Source organism: Clostridium ljungdahlii DSM 13528, from assembly GCF_000143685.1.
GTDB classification, from domain to species: domain Bacteria; phylum Bacillota; class Clostridia; order Clostridiales; family Clostridiaceae; genus Clostridium_B; species Clostridium_B ljungdahlii.
Map to the genome: position 1 here is coordinate 1,831,617 of NC_014328.1, position 22,027 is coordinate 1,853,643.

The 22,027-nt window shown below is 27.5% G+C and carries 26 protein-coding genes; 21 read left to right on the plus strand and 5 right to left on the minus strand.

Going from position 1 to position 22,027, the window contains the following annotated elements:
• Positions 1–2 precede the first annotated feature (2 nt).
• The 14 genes from CLJU_RS08265 (at position 3) to CLJU_RS08325 (ending at position 10,821) form a co-directional block, all read left to right on the plus strand.
• A complete protein-coding gene (locus CLJU_RS08265) occupies positions 3–1,349 on the plus strand; it encodes a phage portal protein (RefSeq protein ID WP_013238345.1) in 1,347 nt (448 codons plus the stop codon).
• A 943-nt stretch (positions 1,350–2,292) separates the two neighbouring features.
• Entirely contained in the window at positions 2,293–2,919 is a 627-nt protein-coding gene (locus CLJU_RS08270; protein ID WP_013238346.1) for a zinc ribbon domain-containing protein, read from the plus strand.
• A gap of 75 nt (positions 2,920–2,994) precedes the next feature.
• Positions 2,995–3,600, plus strand: a complete 606-nt coding sequence (locus tag CLJU_RS08275; RefSeq protein WP_013238347.1) for a hypothetical protein — start codon at positions 2,995–2,997, stop codon at positions 3,598–3,600.
• Positions 3,601–3,686: 86 nt separating this feature from the next.
• Positions 3,687–3,986, plus strand: a complete 300-nt coding sequence (locus CLJU_RS08280) for a hypothetical protein (RefSeq protein WP_013238348.1) — start codon at positions 3,687–3,689, stop codon at positions 3,984–3,986.
• A 55-nt stretch (positions 3,987–4,041) separates the two neighbouring features.
• Complete coding sequence (locus CLJU_RS08285) at positions 4,042–4,716, plus strand: hypothetical protein (RefSeq protein WP_013238349.1); 675 nt, start codon at positions 4,042–4,044, stop codon at positions 4,714–4,716.
• A gap of 62 nt (positions 4,717–4,778) precedes the next feature.
• Positions 4,779–5,132: a hypothetical protein gene (locus CLJU_RS08290; protein ID WP_013238350.1), complete on the plus strand. Its 354-nt coding sequence runs from the start codon at positions 4,779–4,781 to the stop codon at positions 5,130–5,132.
• Between the two features lie 8 nt (positions 5,133–5,140).
• Positions 5,141–6,547, plus strand: coding sequence for an Ig-like domain-containing protein (locus CLJU_RS08295; RefSeq protein WP_013238351.1), 1,407 nt, complete (start codon positions 5,141–5,143; stop codon positions 6,545–6,547).
• A 118-nt stretch (positions 6,548–6,665) separates the two neighbouring features.
• Positions 6,666–7,088: an N-acetyltransferase gene (locus CLJU_RS08300; protein ID WP_013238352.1), complete on the plus strand. Its 423-nt coding sequence runs from the start codon at positions 6,666–6,668 to the stop codon at positions 7,086–7,088.
• Positions 7,072–7,953: a hypothetical protein gene (locus CLJU_RS08305; RefSeq protein WP_013238353.1), complete on the plus strand. Its 882-nt coding sequence runs from the start codon at positions 7,072–7,074 to the stop codon at positions 7,951–7,953. Before CLJU_RS08300 ends, CLJU_RS08305 begins: the two co-directional genes overlap by 17 nt.
• 296 nt (positions 7,954–8,249) lie before the next feature.
• Positions 8,250–8,666: a 3'-5' exonuclease gene (locus tag CLJU_RS08310; protein ID WP_275935554.1), complete on the plus strand. Its 417-nt coding sequence runs from the start codon at positions 8,250–8,252 to the stop codon at positions 8,664–8,666.
• A 342-nt stretch (positions 8,667–9,008) separates the two neighbouring features.
• Complete coding sequence (locus CLJU_RS08315) at positions 9,009–9,359, plus strand: SdpI family protein (RefSeq protein ID WP_013238354.1); 351 nt, start codon at positions 9,009–9,011, stop codon at positions 9,357–9,359.
• A 229-nt stretch (positions 9,360–9,588) separates the two neighbouring features.
• Positions 9,589–9,753, plus strand: a complete 165-nt coding sequence (locus CLJU_RS22565; RefSeq protein ID WP_013238355.1) for a hypothetical protein — start codon at positions 9,589–9,591, stop codon at positions 9,751–9,753.
• 30 nt (positions 9,754–9,783) lie between these two features.
• Positions 9,784–10,104: a DUF3784 domain-containing protein gene (locus tag CLJU_RS08320; protein WP_013238356.1), complete on the plus strand. Its 321-nt coding sequence runs from the start codon at positions 9,784–9,786 to the stop codon at positions 10,102–10,104.
• A 51-nt stretch (positions 10,105–10,155) separates the two neighbouring features.
• Complete coding sequence (locus tag CLJU_RS08325; RefSeq protein ID WP_013238357.1) at positions 10,156–10,821, plus strand: phosphatase PAP2 family protein; 666 nt, start codon at positions 10,156–10,158, stop codon at positions 10,819–10,821.
• A 78-nt stretch (positions 10,822–10,899) separates the two neighbouring features.
• Here the strand turns inward: CLJU_RS08325 and CLJU_RS08330 are convergent, their stop codons facing one another.
• Entirely contained in the window at positions 10,900–11,391 is a 492-nt protein-coding gene (locus CLJU_RS08330) for a hypothetical protein (protein WP_013238358.1), read from the minus strand.
• Between the two features lie 554 nt (positions 11,392–11,945).
• On the opposite strand from CLJU_RS08330, the gene CLJU_RS08335 reads away from it, so the two are divergent.
• The 4 genes from CLJU_RS08335 to rbr all read left to right on the plus strand — a co-directional run bounded on the left by CLJU_RS08335 (position 11,946) and on the right by rbr (position 15,500).
• On the plus strand, positions 11,946–12,209 hold the full coding sequence (locus CLJU_RS08335; RefSeq protein WP_013238359.1) for a DUF1858 domain-containing protein: 264 nt from the start codon (positions 11,946–11,948) through the stop codon (positions 12,207–12,209).
• A gap of 321 nt (positions 12,210–12,530) precedes the next feature.
• On the plus strand, positions 12,531–12,737 hold the full coding sequence (locus tag CLJU_RS08340; protein ID WP_023163429.1) for a hypothetical protein: 207 nt from the start codon (positions 12,531–12,533) through the stop codon (positions 12,735–12,737).
• A 444-nt stretch (positions 12,738–13,181) separates the two neighbouring features.
• Positions 13,182–14,561 (plus strand): cell wall-binding repeat-containing protein, encoded by a 1,380-nt coding sequence (locus tag CLJU_RS08345; protein ID WP_013238360.1) that lies wholly within the window; start codon positions 13,182–13,184, stop codon positions 14,559–14,561.
• A 405-nt stretch (positions 14,562–14,966) separates the two neighbouring features.
• A complete protein-coding gene (gene rbr, locus CLJU_RS08350; protein WP_013238361.1) occupies positions 14,967–15,500 on the plus strand; it encodes a rubrerythrin in 534 nt (177 codons plus the stop codon).
• Between the two features lie 69 nt (positions 15,501–15,569).
• Here rbr and rodA read toward each other — a convergent pair whose 3' ends face one another.
• The gene (gene rodA / locus CLJU_RS08355) at positions 15,570–16,679 is read right to left on the minus strand and encodes a rod shape-determining protein RodA (protein WP_013238362.1); all 1,110 of its coding nucleotides are present in this window, start codon (positions 16,677–16,679) and stop codon (positions 15,570–15,572) included.
• A gap of 384 nt (positions 16,680–17,063) precedes the next feature.
• Between rodA and CLJU_RS08360 the strand changes: the two genes are divergently transcribed.
• The gene (locus tag CLJU_RS08360) at positions 17,064–17,807 is read left to right on the plus strand and encodes an HAD-IA family hydrolase (RefSeq protein ID WP_013238363.1); all 744 of its coding nucleotides are present in this window, start codon (positions 17,064–17,066) and stop codon (positions 17,805–17,807) included.
• A gap of 19 nt (positions 17,808–17,826) precedes the next feature.
• Positions 17,827–17,982 (plus strand): hypothetical protein, encoded by a 156-nt coding sequence (locus CLJU_RS22570; RefSeq protein ID WP_013238364.1) that lies wholly within the window; start codon positions 17,827–17,829, stop codon positions 17,980–17,982.
• Positions 17,983–18,074: 92 nt separating this feature from the next.
• On the opposite strand, the gene CLJU_RS08365 is transcribed toward CLJU_RS22570, so the two are convergent.
• Positions 18,075–18,767 (minus strand): YetF domain-containing protein, encoded by a 693-nt coding sequence (locus tag CLJU_RS08365; protein WP_013238365.1) that lies wholly within the window; start codon positions 18,765–18,767, stop codon positions 18,075–18,077.
• Between the two features lie 254 nt (positions 18,768–19,021).
• Between CLJU_RS08365 and CLJU_RS08370 the strand changes: the two genes are divergently transcribed.
• Entirely contained in the window at positions 19,022–19,369 is a 348-nt protein-coding gene (locus tag CLJU_RS08370; protein WP_013238366.1) for a DUF6483 family protein, read from the plus strand.
• Between the two features lie 113 nt (positions 19,370–19,482).
• On the opposite strand, the gene CLJU_RS08375 is transcribed toward CLJU_RS08370, so the two are convergent.
• Together CLJU_RS08375 and CLJU_RS08380 are read right to left on the minus strand one after the other, a co-directional pair.
• Positions 19,483–20,457, minus strand: coding sequence for an aldo/keto reductase (locus CLJU_RS08375; protein ID WP_013238367.1), 975 nt, complete (start codon positions 20,455–20,457; stop codon positions 19,483–19,485).
• 515 nt (positions 20,458–20,972) lie between these two features.
• Positions 20,973–21,938, minus strand: a complete 966-nt coding sequence (locus CLJU_RS08380) for a G1 family glutamic endopeptidase (RefSeq protein ID WP_013238368.1) — start codon at positions 21,936–21,938, stop codon at positions 20,973–20,975.
• Positions 21,939–22,027: the final 89 nt, after the last annotated feature.

Sequence of the window (22,027 nt, forward strand, 5' to 3'; positions counted from 1 at the left end):
AAATGGATATAAATGAATATATTAATAAAGTATATAGTGGTGATCCTGAATGGTTTGTTCAAGAAGTGAATCAAGGATTTCATTTAAATAGAATTAGTAGAGTAATAAGCAATAAAGAATATCTTCATGGAGTACATAGAATACTACAGAAAAAGGATATGCAGTATAAAGGCAAGGAATATAAGACAAAGAAATTAATTATACAGGAAGCAAAAACAATATTAAACTTTCATAGTACATATTTATTAGGAAAACCACTAAGTTTGACTGGATCAGAAAATAAAGTAAGTGAATATCAAAACATATATAGGAAAGGTAATTATAATCAAATAGATTATAATATTATAGATAATATAGGCAAGTATGGAGATGCTTACGAATACGTGTATCTTGATGGTAATAAGAATATAGTATCTAAGATTATTGATAGTGCTGACGGTTATCCAGTAATTACTGAGACAAATAACTATGTTGCTTTTATAGAGAACTGGACTGTAAATGCTATTGATTACTATAATATATATTATCCAGATAGAGTTGATTCATATACTAATGAAAATGAAGGCATTAATCTAATATCAAGTAGTCCTAATCTATCTGGACTACCTATACATTATCATAATAAAAATGATTGGAATATTAACTATGGAGAATCTCTATTATATGATATATTGCCTATTCTTGATGAAATAGAGGACTTATTATCTAAGTTAGGTGATAGTATATATACATTGTCATTAAGTCCTATACCAGTAATTACAGGACAACAAATAGAAGGTACAATTGATAAGGACGCAGTAGGTTATTCTATTTCACTTGAAAATGGTAGTGACATGAAATATGTAAATGCTACTATGGATTATAATACCATTAAAATGTATTTAGATAAGTTAGAGCAGAAACTCAATTTTGTAGCACATATGCCAAGCATTGCAACTGGTGGTAATGGTAATATATCTAATGTATCGGAAGTTAGTTTACAGATACTATATCAATTGGCTGACGTATATGCAATGGTGAATGAACAATGTATAAGGGCAGGATTAATCCAAAGGTTTGATATGATAGATAAGTTACTATCATTAAAAGGAGTAACATTCAGTGATGATGAATATATTGATGTAGAATTTAATTATAGTAGACCTGTTAATGCTAGTGACTTACTAGATCAATTAAATAAGCAATATGATATGGGTGCTATATCAAAGAAAACTATTATTGAGAAATCTCCTATAACAACTGACGTTACGCAAGAATTAGACAGATTGAAAGAAGAAGGGGAAAGTGATAATATAAATAGTAAGGATATTGTTAATGAGGACACTACTAACAAGGATATTTCTATGTAGAATATTACTACTAAGTGTGCAGTAATTCCTTATGATATAAGTAAAGGTATTGTAATTTAGTAATGGTATAAAAGTGGTTAACATAATATGAAATTAAACTGACTAGTCAGTCAACTTTTTTATGCACTCGCTGTTATGGCAAGATTACAATTTTTGAAGTGAAAAATCTATCAAAAAAATTTTAAAATTTAAAAATTTCAGACAATATATAGAAATCAAGTGAGTAAATTTCATTATATATTAATTAACAATAATTATTAGTTATACAATACTGAATACATATGCAATAATAATGCAATTATATGCAATAACAAATATTAACATAAAATGTATATATGCACTGATATACATAGTTTCCTGTATAAATATACTGAATAAATGTAAATGATAATACATAATTTACGAAACAAAAAAGCGAAGTTAGCGTTATAATAGTAATATCAACGGTTAGAAGGTATTTTAAGATACTTCGCTAACTACTACTAAATATCTATTTAGCGAAGTTGATGTATCAATTGAATTATATTATCATTTAGAAAATGTATAAAATTTCATAGAATATTGTATAAAATATTTTGATAGAAGAGCATAGAGATATGCTTTTTATTGTTTTTTGAAGGAAAATTGCATTGAAAATCACCCAATGACTCTAAATTTAAAAAAATCGTTGCAGTTAGTACAATTTTTACCCACAGAAAAATTTGACTTTTATAAGTGTAGATTATAAATATAAAATACCTTCAAACGGGTTAATGGGGTACGTTTGAGAGTATTTTATATTCTAAATATTATTACCTATTATAGATATTTGGGGAAATAAATTAATATAATAGAATATTTTAGCAGGAATTTATTATATTCTGTAGAATATTGATATTATGTGAATAAATTGTGAATGACTACATTATTTAAGAAGTATTATAGAACATAAGGGGATGCTATTATGATTTGTCCAAAATGTGGAGAAAAAAATAGAAAAAGTGATTTATTTTGTAGTAAATGTGGTGCTAGTTTAGAAGAAGTAAATAATGGTGAAATTAAACCTAAAAGATTTAAAAAGAGAAAGATATTTTTTATAATCATTGCTATATTTATTATAGCAGGAGTTTGCTATGGTAAATACTTAAATACCCAAGAACAACATGATGATTATGTACGAACATTTAATGAAACTTATTTGAGTATTAAAGTTGAAGGTGATTTAGTTGAAAGTATGTGTTCACAAATTTCTAGTACATGGCATGGTGCTATTTTTAATTCTGAAACAGATTTTAATACGGCAATTAGTAATCTAAACACAGGGTGGCAGAATGATGGATCTTTAGATGAAAGAAAAAAAGCTAAAGAGGATATAGACAAAAATATGTCAAAATTAAAAAATCCTACAAAAGGTTATGAAGAAAGTTATAAGACATTAAGTAGTTTATATGATGATTATAATAGCTTATATCAGGAAGCAACTAATCCTACTGGAACATTGATGTCATATAATACTGAAACATCAAATAAGGAAAATGATTTTAATAGCTTAGTAGATAAATTAAAAACAGTTGTGCCTAATAACAACTAGCTGGTGTAGGAAATGAATTAAATGATTTTTAAATAAAGCATATTAAATTTACATATTATTTTGGGAGGTAATTATATGAATTTAGAAAAATTAAAAAAGCAGGCAGATGTAGAATATGACAAAAAGAAAAAAGTTATTGAGTTGAAAAATACTATAAGAGAATTGTCTAATGATTTTGAAAATGAATTAAATGATTACAAATCAAGAGTTAAAGACAAAATGAATATACTAAAGGAAAATATAAAGCAGGATTTTATAAGGTATTTTCAGAAGGAAGGATTTACTATAAAGCAAAATAATCATATCGAGTATTCAAATACTTATGCAGAGTATAAAGGTTTAAAAATAGAATTAGAAATAAATGAAGAGTCTTTTCAGATTAATTGTAAGGAAGAAGAAATTTATGATTGCTATGAGCTAGAGCAAATAGAAGATCAACTTGATGGCAAAAAATTGGAATCTTGGGGTTTATATCAAAAATACAAAGAAAGTCCTAAAGATATTTACTCAATAGAAAAGTTAGAAGAACTTGTAAAATTTTTGAAATATGAAAATAGGAGCTATCAATATATGAAAGGCAATGTAGATGAAATTAAGTTTCGATATAAATATCATAATGAAAATAAGTATGCTAATTCTATGCATGAAATATTGGAGAGTACGTTTAATAATGATAAATAAATATAAATTCAAGGTATTTCCTCTAATGGAAGTACCTTTTTTATACTCAAAAATAAATTTAAAAAGATAGAAAGGATTTGATATAAATGGGAACTGTAAAATATAGTGAAATAAAATCTTCAAATGGAGTAATTAAATTTAATGCTTCAGATTCAACAAAAATACAAGAATTTGATTGTGACAACTATGAATATTTAAGAGTATATATGGCTATGGGTGGAATTAAAGTATATATAAATAATTCTTCAGATTTTATATTAGTCGGTGGAGACAATGGATTAGAAGAATTAATATTAAAAGACTTTGCTATAAATCATGTTAAATTTGAATTAGCAGATATACCAGGAACTGCAACAGGCAGTTTACAGTATTATTTATGTAAATAGAAGGATATTGAGCTATTTTGTAGAATATTACATTAATATTAGGAGGTGTATTGATATGGATATCAATGAATTAAAAAATATTAAGAATGATGGATTAAATAAAGAAAATATAATTAAGCAAATTAAGGAATATTGCAAAGAATTCTATGGCGAACCTTTAGTTGAGGTATCTGGTGGTGGTATTAATAATAATTCACAAATTAAGAAATATTATATGCAACGCACTACATATATAAATAAAATAAAACTTGATTTTAAAAAATTTTTTGAACATAATATTCCTAATTTTAAAATACAAAATAAAGATAACGAAATAGTTGCTAGGGTAAACAATAAAAATAATATAAATATAATATTTCAGGGTATAGAATTAATTTTTTTAGAATTTAATATTGACAATAATGATAAAAAATTTAATGAAAGTTATACGATAGAAATAAGAAGTGATTTTAAAAAACCATCACAATCATTCAAAGCAGATAAAACCAAAAATTATTGGGGAAGAACAATAAGATGTACAGGATTTACTTTAGATAAATTGGATAATCAAACTACAAGTGCTTTAAATAGTGCATTAAATGAAATTAAGGAAGTTGTTGAATATAATGATAAAATAAAGAATAACATTAAATTTCTTATGGATGTTTATAAAGAAAAAAGTTATGATAATCTCCTTTTTTCAAGTCAATCAATAGAACAGGTAATTCAGCAAATAATTAAAGAAATTTAAGATGTTTCTACTTTTGAAACGTCTTTTTTTTATGCCCAAAATAAAGAAAGGAAGTAATATGAATGAATGTTTTAGAAAGATTAAAAGTTGAACTCAGTCATAAAGATTATTTTACGGATGATGAATATACTATGTACTTAACAGAAAATAGTTTAAATGCTACAGATATATATGATAAAGCCACTATGCAGCGTAATCTATTACTTACGGTAATTGATATATTGGGAGCATTGTCAAATGATGTTGACATGATGCGTAAAGTTGAAGATACTACTGCAAATATGAGTATATCTGAATGTGCAAAGTATCTTGAACAAAGAATTGAAAGAATCAAAGATAAAATAGCAACTTTACCTGATCCAGATGATACAGGTGAAGACTCTAATGTTTTTATGCTATTTACATCAGATAGGTAGGTGATTAAATGGATACAGCATTAAACTTTTATAATTATTGTATAAAAAGAAGTGGTTCAGAACTTAATAATTATAAAAAAACTATCTTTTTTAAAGGATTAATAAAGGAGATAGATGATAAATTACAGTCCATAGATAGTAAATATCTTTTTACTATGGAAGATTTACCTCAAGGAACAGAAATATCATGTGGTAATATAAATTATTTGGTTATGACACGTAATGAAAAAGTAAATGGAGTTTATTATAAATATACGATACAGAAAGAACCTTATTTTATTAATTTTATATCAGGTGGTGTACTTCAAAGAATACCCAGTATTATTGAAACTAAAACTATAGATGTACAGACAGGTCAAAGTATTATATTACCTATTGGTAAGGTTATTGTTACTATAAGTAGGAATAATACAACTGATAAGATAGCAATGAATGACAGATTTATAACTATGGGAAGTGCATGGAAAACTTCTGGACTTGATAAATCATTAGACGGAATAATCAAAGTAAACGCAAATATGGATGAAACAGCATCAATTGATGATTTAGTAAATGAAATACCTAATAATGCTCAAAAACCTTCTTATTCATTTATAATAAGTCCTAATCCTATTTCTATAAAAAAGGGACAAACACAACAATTAACTGTAGTTTTAAATCAGAATGGTATAAAGGTAAAAAATCCTACATTAATATATACAAGTTCTGATACTTCGATAATTACAGTAGATTCAAATGGATTGGTTACTGGAATCAATGAAGGATCTTGTAACATAGATATAACTTATCATGGTGATTATGATACATCAAGTACAAGTATTAATATAGAAGTGGCAGCAGTAGCAGAGCATAATTATGTAATAAGTGTAAGTCCTGATAATATATTATTGGATATTGGAAAGATTCAACAAATTATATCAAGTGTTACTGACAAGGGAACAGCAATAAGTTCACCAACTCTTACATATTCAAGTGATAATACAGCAGTTGCAACGGTAAATAATACAGGACTTGTTACTGGTATAAGCGTTGGAACTGCTAATATTACAGTTTCTTATGTAGGAGAAGATGGAAATACATATTCTAAAACAATACCTATAGTTATTAATGCAGTAGTGGCAAAAACTATAGCAATTACAAGTACAGCAACAAACCCTAATAAGATAAAAGTAAATAATACTCAAAATTATACTATTACTGAAACAAGTAATGAAAATATCGTAAATGATACATTTACCCTTACTGAAAGTGGTTGTGATCCTAGTTATTATAGTTTGACTGTAATAGATAATAATAACTTTAGTATTACTAATTTAAAGGGTGATGGAACTGAATATTTAACTATAACTGTTACAAGTGCAACTAATGCTACAGTAAGTGGAAGTATTAAAATTAGATTAGCAGGTAGATGGTAAACTACTTTTTCGTAATTTCCCGAAAAATACATTTTGAGATGTTTATTGATATTGGTATAAATTTTATATAAAATAGAAATAAATATAAATTTCAATGTAGAATGGAGTGTTATGAATTGTGTTTTCAGAAAATGATTTTATTGAATTATGTAATATAATTTCAGATTCTCAGGAAGTTAGGTTGTATCAACCAAAAGTTACTGGAAATGATGTTAGAATTTCACAAGCAGATAGAACTAATAATATCTTAGAAGCAGAAGGTACTGTGGATATTGTATTTAGGTTTCATAATGAGGAATTGATAATTTCTAATTTATTTTTAAAGCATAAGGGAAGAGGAACAGGTTCGTTAATTATAGAATGGTTTGTTAGTTTCTGTAAAAATAACAATATTAAAAAGATATTTATTAGAATTGTAAAGAAAGATAATATAATAATGGACAAACTATGTAAAAAATTTGGGTTCAGAAGAGTTGATAATGATAAAGATTTTAATGATTATATTCTTGAATTAAGTAAAGGAAATGCTTTTAATAGATAAAATATTGGTACTTAAAGATGTGGACTCAATATATAAATCTTTATCAGATATACTGTGTACAAATGAAACTACAATAAAATGGTTTATAGCAAGAAAAAGTATATTTTATAGGCAGCTTGAAGATGTTTCATTAGATGATTTTTTTGAAAAAATTTTTGATGAACAGATTAAAAAAGATGATCTATATGCTAGAATAAAATTTGATTGGGTAACGGTATCTCATTTTTCATCCCGTTTAGATGATAAAAATATAGAAAAGAAACCATTATATAATTTATTTGATGCTTTAATTAATGATACTGATTTAAGTTTTTATATGAAGGAAAATGGCTTTCAGTTTAAAAAAGAAAAAAACAGTATTATAACCTTTTATAAAGGTGAAAAAGTTAGCTGGGAAGATTTTTATGAAGAAGAATTAGTAGGGTATGATGCTTGTCTTATAAAATCTAGATTAATAAGAGAAGAAAAAAATAAGAATGATAAATGTATTAATGGTTTTTTATTTGGCGAGGATTTATATAGAAATAACTATGTAAAAACCATATTAGCAGGATGTCCAGAAATAATTAAAAATATTTGTAATGTATTAGGCAGAAAAGATATGATTAAATATATACAAGATAATTCTAAAAATTATGTTATTACCTTTAAACAGAAGGTTTCTAATATAATTTTTGATTATAGTAATGAGTTAAATTATGAAAGTAAGGTCTATAGAATATATAAATATGTCATTTTATATCTATGTTTAAAATTTTGTAATAGATGGGATGAAGGTAATAATCCAATAATTAGATTAAAGGATTATATAAATGTTTCCGTTGACAATATAGTTGAACTTAAAAAAATTGATGTTAAGTGGTAGTTTATAGAATTGAACTGTTGTACTAATTTTCTTAGTGTAACAGTTCAATTTTAATTTTATAGCTATTTATATACATCATTAATAGTGTACTTTTTAATATTGACCAGATATATTTACATTTAAAATATTATGTAAATTAAATTTGTTGTAAACAAAAAAATTTTTAATATAGTATTGAATATTACAATATTAGGATATATACTTAAGTACATAGATGTATGGAATTAATTTGAATAATAAGGTTGGAACCACTTAAAACAGTAAGCTCATATCAAAGTTTACTAAACCCTCACGGCGTGAAAGGTATGGAGTTTGAGAATGTGTTTATAATAAACTGCAGCGAAGGGTTAATTCCCCATGCAAATAGCATACAAAATAATCTGGAAGAAGAAAGGCGGCTTTTTTATGTAGGGGTTACAAGAGCCATAGATAATTTGACTTTATGTTATTCAAGTACTATTAGGAAAAAGGCAGTAAATGTATCCAGGTTTATAGAAGAATGTGACTTGTTAAATTCGGGAGAGCTTATGAAAAATTGCGATTTAGAAATAGGGGATTATGTAGTTCACAAAGTATTTGGAAGTGGAAAAATAATAGATAAGAGAGATAATTGCTTAAAAGTATTATTTTCAGGTAATAGAGAGATAGGATTTGATTTATCGGTTCTTTATAATGGACAGCTGATGAAGGATGCTGCTAGAAAATGTTTGTGATTAAAGGTAAATGTATACCGATTTACAAGTGAGGTTCCATTAACTTGATGTATAACCAGTAATAAATACTGGATGAAATAATTTAAATATTATATATTTGTTATGTAAGAAATATACATCAGATATATGCTGTTTTAATAACAGCAACCCATTTAATCAAATGAGGTCAGTATGAAAATACTGACCTCATTTCACTTCTAAAATAAAAAAATAAATTCAAGTTATTATAAATCAACAGGTTAGTTGGGTAATCCAATTACCCTTGATGAATTGGTGTGAAAAATATGATATAATTAACCAAATAAAATAAGAATATTTATAATAATAAAGAGGTGTTTTATTATGTTATTTACCAGTTATTTAATTGGATTAGTTGTATTGGCTGTTGGAGTTGGACTTAAAATTTGCCCACCAGAGAATATAAGTAATGTTTATGGATATAGAACGCCATTTGCTATGCTGAATAAAGATGTATGGGATGAAGCAAATTATTTTTGTAGTAATATGTTAATATATGTTGGTATTATATGCTTAATAATATCAGCACTGTGTAATATAATTTACAAAAACAATATTGATATTGCAAGCAAGATTTCAACAATAATATCTGTAACAATAATTGTATGCTCCGTTCCTAGCACAGAAATTCATTTAAGAAAAACATTTGACAAATATGGAAATAAAAGAATGTAATTTTGGCTATGATTATATTTAAGATAGTTAAAAAAGCGAATAATTTATTAGAATACCACATAATTCAAAATAATTGAATTATGTGGTGTTTTTAAATTGATTACTTAATAGTTTTCTATATGTTTAATATAATTATAGATCTATTTAATTATCCTTAATTTTAAGATGTTATTAGTTGTGGTATAATTAGTCAACAAACAATAGTTACGTTCTAGAGGAGGATGTGATTTTGAATATAAAATCATGGAAATTATGGTTATTTTCAAGTATTTGTTTTTTATTTGTAGGAATAATGAATTTGATTGATAAAAAATATTCCATAGGAATTATCTTTGAACTTTTAGGAGTGTCTTATATTTTTTTAAGCATGAGTCATTATAAAGAAGATAAATAATAGTAAATTTTGGTGAAGGAGTGAAAGATTATGGGTGGTACGATTATATTATTATTGGTACTTATGTTGTTTATTATCTTGGGAGTGGTTTTTTCTTTAGGTAAAGGTGCTTTCTTAATATCAGGTTACAATATGTTGAGTAAAGAAGAGAAAGCAGAATATGATGAAAAGGCATTATGTAAGTTTATGGGAAAATCAATGTTTGCAATTGCTTTTAGTGTTTTTTTATGGGAACTTAGTAGTTTAATTAAACAGCATATTTTATTTGTCATTGGATTAATCTTATTGTTGGGAACAGTTATATTTATCCTAGTTTACTCAAATACGAAAAATAGATTTAAGAAATGCTGACACACAAATAGTAAAATATATGTTTTAAATATTGGGTTGGAGGTCTATTTTATGGTTAAAGTAAAAAAGTTAACCATACTAAATTTTTTAGGATTTGTAATCACATCCATATTAGTGATGTGCAATTATACAAAAAAATTTGATAATGCATTCGCAAATTTTATGAAAATATATAAAAATCATTTATTGAAAAAATCAGCAAATATACTAGCGGTTATTGCATCTCCTAAAAAAATTTTACTTATTTCACTTATATTAATAAGTTTCATATCTATTATATTATTAATTTTTAATAAATGGAATAAAATAAATAATATTTCAGATAATTTAAAATTGCTACTATTTACGATCTTAATAGCCTATTTCTCAAATGATGTTCTAAAAAATTTATTTAAAAGAGCAAGGCCTTCAGTAAAAGTTATTTCAAAAGTGGACAAATATTCATTTCCAAGTGATCATTCTATGATGGCCTTTGCATTTTTTATTACTATAGCTTACATACTTTGCCAGTATATTCAGTCAAAATCAATTAAATTTATTATATGTTTTTTATCTATTTTTATGACAATCTTAATTGGCTTAAGTCGTGTATATTTGGGAAAACATTTCATGACTGATATAATTGGAGGATATTTTTTAAGTGGATTTATTCTGTGCTTTCTTATATGGATTATTTGTAGCATTTCAAAATATTCAATAAATGAACAAAAAATATAATGTTCTATGATATTTTGATCTTATCATAGAACGCCGTGTTTTATATGCTTTTTTATGGAATCACATCAAACGGATTATTTACACAAGAGTATCTAAAGTATTATTTGAAGATTGTGATAAAGAATTAATAGTATTATAAATATTGCCTGGGTTTGAGGAAAAGATACTTGAACAAGCATCCTGATAAGTTCCATTTTCTATTGCATTGTATTGGTATAGAACATCCTCATCCATATTGTCTGTTGTAGTATTGTTACTTTGAAGAAGAGATACAATATTTGATTCAGAAGGAGATAAACCATCACTAGGGGGAGTAATATTTGTAGGTATAGATAAATCACCTGATGAACTATAAGTTAATGGTGTACCATAAGTTGGTTCGACTTGTTTATAAATATCTTGAAGTTCATTGCTAGTAGTATTTCCAAAATAGTTGGATGCAGTATAATTTCCTTGTACAGTTGAGTCAATGTTATTTACTAATGGAACAGAAGAACTTGTTGAGGTAAAATCTAGGGTATTATATAGGGAATTCATATAATAAGTATTCATAACACTATTTACATCCATTAGAATTCATCTCCATAAACAAAGTTTTTGGCATCAGATGGAGTTTTGACTCCACCTGATGCTTATTAACAGGCTTCTTAGTGTCTTTAGCACTTAGAAGGCGTTATCCTTTAGGGAAAATCGTTATCCAGGGACGTAACTGCTCTTTACTCCCACTTGGAGAAGTGGAAGTATTAGAACAGGTAGTCATCGGATAAAATTATTTAAACAATTATCGTGTTAATATATAAAATCTTTAGTATAAATTATCAAAAATTTAAAAAGTCATATGTACTTATCTAGTAGAGTTATTTATTATAAATTCGATTACATTTAACTAAAGTGAAAAATGTTAAATTAAAATATTGTAATCATATTTTAAATTACTATAATTAAAAGTAGGGGTGAATTGAAAAATGAACTTTTTGCTTGTATTTTAAGAATTTAATTTTAAATATCCCGTTTTTTAATTCAAAAGTATTTTTGATGTAAAGATGAAAAAATAAGCGTTAAGAATAATACTCATAAAAGGATTAAATGGACAAGACCCAATGTTTAATAAGGAGATGTGTATTATGGAAGTTAATCGAAGAACATTAATAAAGGATATTGTTAATATGGGTCCTAGGGCAATAGAAATATTAAAGAATTTTGGTATGGGCTGCATTGAATGTCCATCATCTCAAAATGAGAGTATAGAAGATGCTGCAGCAGTTCATGGAGTCGATGTAGAGACTTTAATTCAAAGTTTGAACAAAATTCCATTAAGAGAGAAAATAAAATGGAAAATAGAAAAGAAGATTGAGGATGTTATGAAGGCACGATACAATATTAAATAAGGTAATTTTGAAGATTAGTTATTTTAGATTTTTGATATCTTCTATAAGCTAAAACTAACACTTTAGGCCAATATCATAAACTTAAGGAAACGTGATCAACATTTTTGTTTATCACGTTTCCTTAAGTTTATGTATGGATTAAAATAAGAGAAAGGATGTATGATACGATTACATCCATTGATTTATACTATAGTAATTTTTTATAGGTTAGTAAAATATATACTTTTTATGTAAAGATTGTTGAATTTTTCACGATAATAATATTATTATGCTTTTGATTGTGGGGAGGATTTTGATAGCGTTGATAGTAAAGGCTCTGATATGAGTAGTTATTATTGTATGATTCTTGATATGATGAAAAGACAAGGAATTGATACATCTTCTTTTTCTTTAGGAAGTTCTTCTTTTGTTGATGCAGTAAAAGAATTTGAGAAGAAAGTAGATATAGAAAAACCTGGTGTATTTCCATCGAATTTTTCAGATTTTTGTGATGCATATAAACAGAAACTTATACAGTGCGGATTATAATTTAATATTAAATAACATAGGGAGGTTATTTATATTGTTAAATATAAATAATTTAAATAATAATTATGATTATATCAATAAAGCGATTACTGACAAAGATACTAATTATATGAATGAAGTACAAGCAATAAAAGTGATGGATTATCTATAGATTATGATGAAGATGAAAGACTTGAAAAAATAATAGAAAGCTTAAAATAATTTAGAATACTAATAGTGATTGTTAGAGAAATAAAGTCGCTGCTAAAAAATTTATATGAATAGCGACTTTTTTCTGCTTTTGCTGAATAAATTGTAATGGTAAGAATTGATGAAATTGAGATAGATAGGATTGCGGAACTAACCCAGCTAATGTCTAGCACATAAGATTAAGTTATTTTATGGTACAATTGTAATATACTTTTACATTTATTATATAAAAGTATTAATAATGGAGGGAGTAAAATGTTTAAAAACAAATTAATATTTGTATTGTGTGCTATAGGTATATCTTTTTTTATGTCATCTAAAGTAATGGCTGCAGATTATGCTTCATATGTTCAGCGTATCTGTGGAGATGATAGATATGCTACTGCTATCGAAGTTTCTAAAAATGGTTGGGCTAATGGTTCAGAATATGCTGTATTAGCTAACGGGCAAAACTTTCCAGATGCTCTCAGTGCAGCTCCCCTTGCTAAAAAATATAATGCACCTATTCTACTAAATCCAGACTCAGATTTAGATAGTAGAGTTGAAAATGAGTTACAAAGATTAGGGGTAAAACAAGTATTTATTATTGGAGGTCCATCAGTAATATCTGATACCATTAAAAATAAACTTGAAAGACTTAATATTAAAACTACACGACTTTGGGGACAAAATAGATATGAAACGTCAATTAAAATTGCAGAACAATTAAATTTTAATGGACAAGTTGTAGTAGTAAATGGTGAAAATTTTGCTGATGCTTTATCTATAGCACCTATTGCGGCTGAAAAATCTATGCCAGTTATACTTACGCTGCCAAATACTTTGCCTGAGTCTGTAGCTAATTATATAAAGAATAACAAAATAACAAAAACATATGTTATAGGAGAAAAGGATGTAGTAAGCGGCAGTATTGCAAATAGTTTTCCTAACAGCGAGAGAATATGGAATAGCAATAAATTTTATAATGGCAGTAGCAGATATGATACTAATATTGCAGTATTAAATAAGTTTAGAAATGATCTAAACCTTAGTAATATTTACTTAGCAAGTGGTGAAAATTTTCCTGATGCTTTGGCAGGTTCAGCTTTGGCTGCTAAAAATTCTTCTGCTATTGCATTGGTAAATGGTTCTTTGGAAGCACTTACTATTTATAATGGTGATATTTTAGATATTGAGAATTACGATAATATTGTACCTACTCTTGACTTTTTATGCTTAAGTAAGTCTTTTAGTGTATTAGGTGGTACTGGTTCTATAAATGATACTATTATAGGCAGCCTTGAAATTAGTCGATTTGAAAAGGATAATAACACTACTGGTTACGCAGATAATGTAACTAGTGTTGTTGTAGATGGAGATTGGTTATATTACTATAAAACATATAGCATGAGTGTTGGAGATGAATGGGACACAAAAGAATCATTTTTATGCAAAATAAAAAAGGACTTGACCGGGTATACTGTCTTAGTAGATACAACAAAATATAAGCAAGGTTGTCTTCCTGTTGGTATACAATATAATATAACTAAAATAGAAAATGGTTGGATATATTATGGCAATGAAAGCGTATCCTTTAAGGTAAGAATTGATGGTACCGAAAACACTTGTTTAAGTGGTAACCCTGATTATAGTTAATAATTTTTACAATACTTAAAGGTTTTTGAATAACTCTCTTGTCATTTTTTATGCTTTAAACTTTTCTGTTTAATTTATCAAATTCACGTTAAATTATGTAATTACTTGAAAATTTTTATATGAATTTTAGCTAATAAATGGTATACTAATAGTAAAGTATTTTTATTGAAGAGAATGGAAATGGCACAATTAAATCAAATCTATAAGTGTAATTTATGTAAAAATATGTATAAAAAGTATGATGTAATATTCGTGGATTATGAAAAGCAAATTAACATGTAATTGTATTCCCAAAACAAAAATAAATTAAATAAAGTATAATAATTGGACTTGCTTATATGTAGAGTCCCTAAGAAAATAAATTTAATCAATTAAATCAAAATATTTAAATTAGAGGTGTGTAAAATGGAATTAAAGGGAAGCAAAACAGAAAAAAATTTGTTATCTGCATTTGCAGGTGAATCTCAAGCAAGAAACAAGTATACATATTTTTCTTCAGCTGCTAAAAAAGAGGGATATGAACAGATTGGTGAAATATTTCAACTTACAGCTGATAATGAAAAAGAGCATGCAAAAATTTGGTTTAAACTTTTAAATGGTATAGGTAATACTTCAGAAAATCTGAAATCTGCAGCTGGTGGAGAGAATTATGAATGGACTGAAATGTATAAAAAATTTGCAGAAGAAGCTAAGCAAGAGGGCTTTGATGATATCTCTAGATTATTTAGTATGGTAGCAGAAATTGAGAAACATCATGAAGAAAGATATAATGAACTTTTAAAGAATATAGAAGAAAACAAGGTTTTTAGTAAAAATGCAAAAAAGGTTTGGATATGTCGTAACTGTGGATATGTTTACATTGGCGAAAATGCACCTGAAAAATGTCCTGTATGCTCACATCCTAAATCGTATTTTGAACTAGAAAGCAAAAATTGGTAGTAGTATAGTATTAAAAAACATCGTATTATTCAACTGAATTTTACGGTGTTTTTATATTTGTAAAACGATTTAAATATTAAAATATTTTCTCATACTTATATTTAAAACTAGGGCTAATGAGATAAAATTAGCTAAACTAGAACTTCCTCCATAACTTACAAAGGGAAGAGTTATTCCTGCAATAGGCATAATTCCAATAGTCATACTGATATTTTGAAATACAGAGAAAATGAGGGAAGCTGCTATACCTATACATATAAATCTTCCTAGAGAATCTTTTGAATCTTTTGCTGACTTTATGATTCTATATATTAATATGCCGTATGCTGCTAAAAGTATTGTAGATCCAATGAGTCCCCATTCCTCTCCAATGACAGAGAATATAAAATCTGTGTGTACTTCGGGAATGTATCCACCAGATACTTGAGCACCTTTTAAAAATCCTGCTCCATGTAATCCTCCAGAACCTACTGCTATTAAGGATTGTGTAAGCTGGAAACTAACATCCTGTTGGTATGCTCCAGGGTTGATAAAAGAGGTTATTCTCTGCTTTTGATATTCTTTTAGAATTCCGCTAAACCAAATAATAAGGCATAAGGGTATTGAAGAAGCAATTCCTATTATTATAGACTTTAAGTTTAGACCAGCAATGAAAAAGATACAAAAAACTATAAATAAGTATATTAGTGCCATACCTAAGTTAGGTTGTATTATTATTAAGAAAATTGGTATAAAAGCGTAAAAACACAGTATTAAAAAATTTTTTAAGTTATTTATATTGCAATCCATTTCTTCTAATTTTTTAGCAATAATTAATATTAATCCTATTTTTACAAATTCAGCCGGTTCTAGTGCTCTATTTCCGATCCTTATCCATGAAGAAGCACCTTTTATTGCTTTACTGGTTACATCATTAAATAATAGGACTCCCACACCACTCCAGTATATTAAATTGGCATATTGAACTATAATTCTATAATCAATAAGCAAAATTAGGAAGATTATTATTGTACTTAATATAACCCATAATAACTGTAGTTTGGCATAATAATAATTAGACTGATTATGTGTAGCACTATAAATGTTCATTATGCCAAAAAAGGATATTGCGATTGCAACTAGCAGCGTAGTTACATCTAAATTTCTATATATTTTTTTATTTATTAAAAGCTTGTACATTTTATCACCCGTAAAGTATTACATAAATTTTCAACAAAAACAATATTATTCTAACATATAATTGTTAAAATAAGATGTAATAATCATTATATTTTAATGAAGGAAAAGCTTTGAACATTTAGTAAAATAGGGATATGCATTTTGATATTTCCATTGGCTTTTATTATGGACACATTTTTTAGCCGCTATCTGTGTTTATGGAGAGATAGTTATCAGTGGATCTTATTTAGTGGAAAAAGCAGATATACCAAATCTTTGATTTGGTGATAGTTGCTTTCGCTGTGTGCGTAGTAGGTATCCATCAGATAAAAACATAATGTGCTTTAGTAGATAATTGGCGTTATAATTAGTGCATAAGTTGTACTATGAATAGGAGAGATTATTATGAGTACAAATATTGAGGCAATTTTATTTGATTCTGGTCGTGTGTTAAATTATCCTCGATCTGGCAATTGGTTTATCACACCTAATTTTTTCAAATATGTTGATAAAAACGTATTTAACAGCATTTCAAAGGATAGAAAGAAACTCTCGTTTAAAAAAGCATATGATTATATAAATTCGTGCAAGTTAATTAAAACGCAAGAAGAAGAATATAGGCATTTTGTTGAATATTATAATATATTTTTTAAAGGATTTCCTGAATTAAGTTTAAGCACGGATAATGTGGAAAATGTTGCTAAAGATTTAGTATACAACCCCAAAAAGTATGTATTCTTTGAGGAAGTAGCAGGTGTAATTAGTATGCTGAGAAAAAAATATAAATTAGGAGTAGTATCTGATGCATGGCCATCTTTAAATAGTGTATTTGAAGCAGTAAAATTGCGAAAGTATTTTTCTACATTTATTATTTCGTCAGTGCTAGGAGTTACTAAACCTGATAGTATTATGTATCAAACTGCGTTGGATGAATTAGGTGTGCTGCCTCAAAATGCAATATTTGTTGATGATAATTTAAAAAACTGTATTGGTGCAAATAAACTTGGTATTTATTCAGTTTTGTTATGTAGGAATAAGCATAAGTATATTTTAAATAAGTTATTAAGTATAGGAAAAAAATACGATGTCGTAAATAACCTTCAGCAACTAGACACACTAAAAGATATGAAAAAAAATGGTTATTTATAGGCTGTAAAGGATAAATTTTATGCATGAATTTTTAATAAATCAATTTGGTAAGAATTTAGGTAATAAGATTTATAGTATGCAACAGAAAAAAATACAAACAATAATTGGTTTAGCTATAGGAAAAAGTAACAATCAGTTAAAAACTCTTGAAAAGACAACTATTTTAATAAATTGATTTTAAAAATATGATATAATTACTATTGAATAATTTAGAATTGCAAAATTTTATGAATTAACGGAGATTAATATGGTGGATGTAACTAGGGTTTAATTTTTATCTATAAATAAAGTCCCATCACTTTGAATTTCAGCATAGAAAACATCCTCTATAGAGGCAATATTTTGTTGTTTAAGTTGTTTCTTTAACCAGTTTTTATTTAAATTCAGTTCTTCTAAGTTATGGTTTATTATTTTACCATCAACAATTATCTCAGAAGGAATATATTTACTAGTAGAATAAGGAATTTTCATATCTGATTTTGTTACTTGTTGTTGTGATTGTTTTTTCATTACGCTTAAGTTTCCATCTGGCTCCAATATTGCGTATTCAACTTCTGTAATAGAGAATATATTTTGTTTTCTAAGCAGCATTGATAAATCATCCATATTAAGACGACTTGAGGATAGAGATTGTTTCATGATTTCTCCTCTTTTTATTAGAATAGTTGGCTGGCCGTCAATGATACTTCTTATATTTCCTGACTTTAGGTTTATATATCCAGTTAAGGCAGTTAGTATACACCACCAAGTTAGACCAATAAGATCGTTTATGAATGGTTTATTGCCTATACTAATGATATTTGCGGCAATAGAACCTATTGTAATACCAGTAATATAGTTAAAAAACGTTAAATGACTCATTTGTTTATTTCCTAGTATTCTTGCTAGGGTTAATAGCACTATGAACGTTACTGTTGTTTTAAGTAGTAATTGAAATACATTTATAATTCCAAGAGTCATCGGCGGTACCTCCTTAACACTAACTCTATATAAAAGTAGAGAGCTTATATAATCAATGAAAAATATAATATCAATTTTATATTTTCCCAATATATCTGGCTTATTCATATTAGAGAAAGGAAAATAGTGTATAAAAGGATAAGTTATATATTAAAAATAGATATTGATTACATTTCTGAAAAATAAGACGATAATTAATTATGGTGATAGTTTTTTTGATACTAATCGAATTATAAAATGTGAAGGAGTTTAATATGAATGATGATTATATATTGAGAATAATAGAATCTATAGGGGAGTTTGCTGGAAAAGTATTGTTCAATAAACAGAGTAAGGAATTTAAAAATATAGACGTACAATCAATGACTATACAAGATGTGTTACCAATATTACTAAAAAAACTTATTTTTCAAGGTAAATATAATGAAGCAGAAAATTTGCTATTTGAAGAACTGAAAAAGAATCCTTCAGATGATTTAATTAAAATAGGAAAAGATTTTTATAATATGTTACTTTTAAAAAGTGATGAAGATCTTACCAAAGCAAATTTTTCGAGAGAGGAAATATTTCAAGGATTAAATGATATGAAAAAATTTACTTGAGAGCTTATTCAGGTGACTAACAATTCGCATCTTGAGTAAGCTCTTTGTAATATATTATAGATACGTTAAATAAATGTGTTAAACATTGATTTACAATTTACATTTAGAAGTACTTATAGATTATGATGATATGAAAACCTGCTGCCGTGCAGTTCTTTCCAGACTTCATCACATTGCGAAAGGATTTCATTAGAGAGCGGCCCCTTTTCTAAATATGCTAAATTTTGTTTCAAGTGCTCCAGGCGGCTTACTCCAATAATTACACTGTTCACGTAGCTATAAGAAATACACCAGCGCAATGCAAGTTCAAGCAGCTTCATGCCATGGCTTTGTGCAATCTGAGTTAGCTTTTCCATTGCTTGAAAACTGTCATCATTCCAATATCTTTGATAATATCCACCTAAATCGGAAAAACGTGAATTTTCAACAGGATGATCTTTGCTGTGCTTGCCCGAAAGTAATCCGCCTGCTATTGGATTATATATAACCAGGCCTACCTTGTTTTGCTTAATACAAGGTACTAGCTCGGACTCTATGCCCCTTGTAATTGAGTTATAAACGTTTTCTGTTACACTTGGCGTTATCAAGTTACGCTTGTCGCAAGTCCATAAGGCATCCATTAGTTGCCATGCAGCAAAGTTGCTGATTCCAATATAACGAACCTTCCCTGATTTAACAAGAGAAGTCATTGCTTCCATTGTTTCTTCAAATGGCGTTAGAGGATCAGGTGCATGCATATAATAAATATCTAGGTAGTCTGTATTTAATCGTTTTAAGCTATTTTCCACAGACGAAATAATATGTTTTCTGCTGAGACCTTTGTCGTTTGGCCCTGAACCCGATGGTCCTCCAACCTTACTTGCTAGAATTACATTTTCCCTGCAGCCTTTAATACCTTTACCTGTAATTATTTCACTTTGTCCACCATTATAAATGTCTGCAGTGTCTATAAAGTTGATTCCATTATCCAATGCATACTTAATAACTTTAATGCTATCCTGCTCGTTTAACTGCCCACTAAATGTCATTGTTCCAAGACAAACTCTTGATACATTTAAACCTGTCCCTGCTAAATTTGTATATTCCATATACAAAACCTCCTAGTATATGTTTAATTTCATATTTTAATCTTCTTCATGAGGAAGATATTAGCAATATAATGATTAGAAATCTAACAATTAGGTTTCTGACATTAATAGTATACTTTGCTAAATTTAATGTCAACTCAAATTATTATTTAACGTCTTATTAAAATGGTAGTCATTGGATAAAGATAGTTTCCATAGGCTTCATATTTATCCAACGACAAGCACTAGACGGAATGATTTATATGGTATACATTTATATTATAGAAGTATATATTAAAGTACCATATTATTTTTTAATGGCGATAAACCCATTTAATTATTTGAAGTTAGTATTCCCCAATATTGACTTCTTTTTTTATTAGAAAAGTTGGTTAATATACATCTCGGTGCCATATTAGAAAACAAAAGGTCAATTTTCACTATATAGTGAATTAATTGGCCTTTTATTTTTTATCAAGTGGTAGTCGCTTTCATTGTGTGGTGGGAGTGTTATAGATGGTATACAGCTAATAAAATTATTGTCTATATTGTCTTGGGTGAATGCGGCTGCTATTATCTCTTAAAATAGATCTTGGAAAATTATCCAACCTTTGTCTAGAAGTTAAGCTTAAATTTGTTGTTGTTGTAAATGACCCGCCATCTGTTCCAATTGTAGAAGGATAAATTACAACATTTTCATTACTTGATTCCATTGCAACAGGATTAACCTTGTTACTTGAAGCATTCAATAAATCACCGTTTACCATAGCTGACTGGTATTTTACCGTACCCATATCTGCTAAAGGATATAGCTGATTGTTATCATTAGAAGGATCCTCACTGATCCATTCTGCTGATGTTCCAATTCCTTGTTCATAGGAAGAATCTAGCGTTGTGGATATAGTTTTAGTTTGTGTCCGGCCGTTAGGTTCAGTTACAGCAAATGTCAAATTCCATGTTGAATTGGATGATTTAGATATACTAACATTAATAGTTGAATTAATTGGAACACTAATTATGTTCTGAGAAACATCAGGCAGCTTTTCCCAAAAAATTTCTGCCACAGCTTGTCCGTTTTCTACTTCTTCTAAGGTTCCCATTTGGAGAAGATCTGAAGAACTTGCTCCACCTAAACCAATCCACTGTGCAGCTACTGCATTTTGCTTATTTGTTGGAATATTAGGGATTGTCCAACTACCAGAAATACTAGTATAGCTGCTACTTTTAGAAGTAGGTGTATCTATGTATCCTGCCCAATTACTAGACTTTTCAGTATTAGCAGGAAGATTTATTGTAGATACACTATTTTTCAGCTGCTGAATTGGTAGTTGCTGCTGAGTTGGCAGAGAATGGACTAAATTCCGTCTGGAAAAATAATTAGATAGAACATATTTATTATTGGTGGCATTTTGAGGGCCATTTCCAATTATAGTGGAGCCGGTTCCGAATCCAACTAATAGTGTTAATAATATAAGTGGAATTTTTTTAAATATAGTTTTCACTTTTCTTTCCTCCTTCCATAACATCTTAAAGATACATTTATGTTTTTTGATATTATAGAAATTTATTCTATAATATACTAATTTCTCAT

Excerpts from the sequence above, each read along its gene's own strand:
- CLJU_RS08345 (WP_013238360.1), top strand. The coding sequence starts at position 13,182 with ATGTTTAAAAACAAATTAATATTTGTATTGTGTGCTATAGGTATATCT.
- CLJU_RS08285 (WP_013238349.1), top strand. The coding sequence starts at position 4,042 with ATGGATATCAATGAATTAAAAAATATTAAGAATGATGGATTAAATAAA.
- CLJU_RS08295 (WP_013238351.1), top strand. The coding sequence starts at position 5,141 with ATGGATACAGCATTAAACTTTTATAATTATTGTATAAAAAGAAGTGGT.
- CLJU_RS08330 (WP_013238358.1), bottom strand. The coding sequence starts at position 11,391 with ATGGATGTAAATAGTGTTATGAATACTTATTATATGAATTCCCTATAT.
- CLJU_RS08320 (WP_013238356.1), top strand. The coding sequence starts at position 9,784 with ATGGGTGGTACGATTATATTATTATTGGTACTTATGTTGTTTATTATC.
- CLJU_RS08265 (WP_013238345.1), top strand. The coding sequence starts at position 3 with ATGGATATAAATGAATATATTAATAAAGTATATAGTGGTGATCCTGAA.
- CLJU_RS08280 (WP_013238348.1), top strand. The coding sequence starts at position 3,687 with ATGGGAACTGTAAAATATAGTGAAATAAAATCTTCAAATGGAGTAATT.
- rbr (WP_013238361.1), top strand. The coding sequence starts at position 14,967 with ATGGAATTAAAGGGAAGCAAAACAGAAAAAAATTTGTTATCTGCATTT.
- CLJU_RS08365 (WP_013238365.1), bottom strand. The coding sequence starts at position 18,767 with ATGACTCTTGGAATTATAAATGTATTTCAATTACTACTTAAAACAACA.
- CLJU_RS08270 (WP_013238346.1), top strand. The coding sequence starts at position 2,293 with ATGATTTGTCCAAAATGTGGAGAAAAAAATAGAAAAAGTGATTTATTT.
- CLJU_RS08290 (WP_013238350.1), top strand. The coding sequence starts at position 4,779 with ATGAATGTTTTAGAAAGATTAAAAGTTGAACTCAGTCATAAAGATTAT.
- CLJU_RS08340 (WP_023163429.1), top strand. The coding sequence starts at position 12,531 with ATGAGTAGTTATTATTGTATGATTCTTGATATGATGAAAAGACAAGGA.
- CLJU_RS08370 (WP_013238366.1), top strand. The coding sequence starts at position 19,022 with ATGAATGATGATTATATATTGAGAATAATAGAATCTATAGGGGAGTTT.
- CLJU_RS08360 (WP_013238363.1), top strand. The coding sequence starts at position 17,064 with ATGAGTACAAATATTGAGGCAATTTTATTTGATTCTGGTCGTGTGTTA.
- CLJU_RS08375 (WP_013238367.1), bottom strand. The coding sequence starts at position 20,457 with ATGGAATATACAAATTTAGCAGGGACAGGTTTAAATGTATCAAGAGTT.
- CLJU_RS08305 (WP_013238353.1), top strand. The coding sequence starts at position 7,072 with ATGCTTTTAATAGATAAAATATTGGTACTTAAAGATGTGGACTCAATA.
- CLJU_RS08275 (WP_013238347.1), top strand. The coding sequence starts at position 2,995 with ATGAATTTAGAAAAATTAAAAAAGCAGGCAGATGTAGAATATGACAAA.
- CLJU_RS22570 (WP_013238364.1), top strand. The coding sequence starts at position 17,827 with ATGCATGAATTTTTAATAAATCAATTTGGTAAGAATTTAGGTAATAAG.
- rodA (WP_013238362.1), bottom strand. The coding sequence starts at position 16,679 with ATGTACAAGCTTTTAATAAATAAAAAAATATATAGAAATTTAGATGTA.
- CLJU_RS08335 (WP_013238359.1), top strand. The coding sequence starts at position 11,946 with ATGGAAGTTAATCGAAGAACATTAATAAAGGATATTGTTAATATGGGT.
- CLJU_RS08325 (WP_013238357.1), top strand. The coding sequence starts at position 10,156 with ATGGTTAAAGTAAAAAAGTTAACCATACTAAATTTTTTAGGATTTGTA.
- CLJU_RS08315 (WP_013238354.1), top strand. The coding sequence starts at position 9,009 with ATGTTATTTACCAGTTATTTAATTGGATTAGTTGTATTGGCTGTTGGA.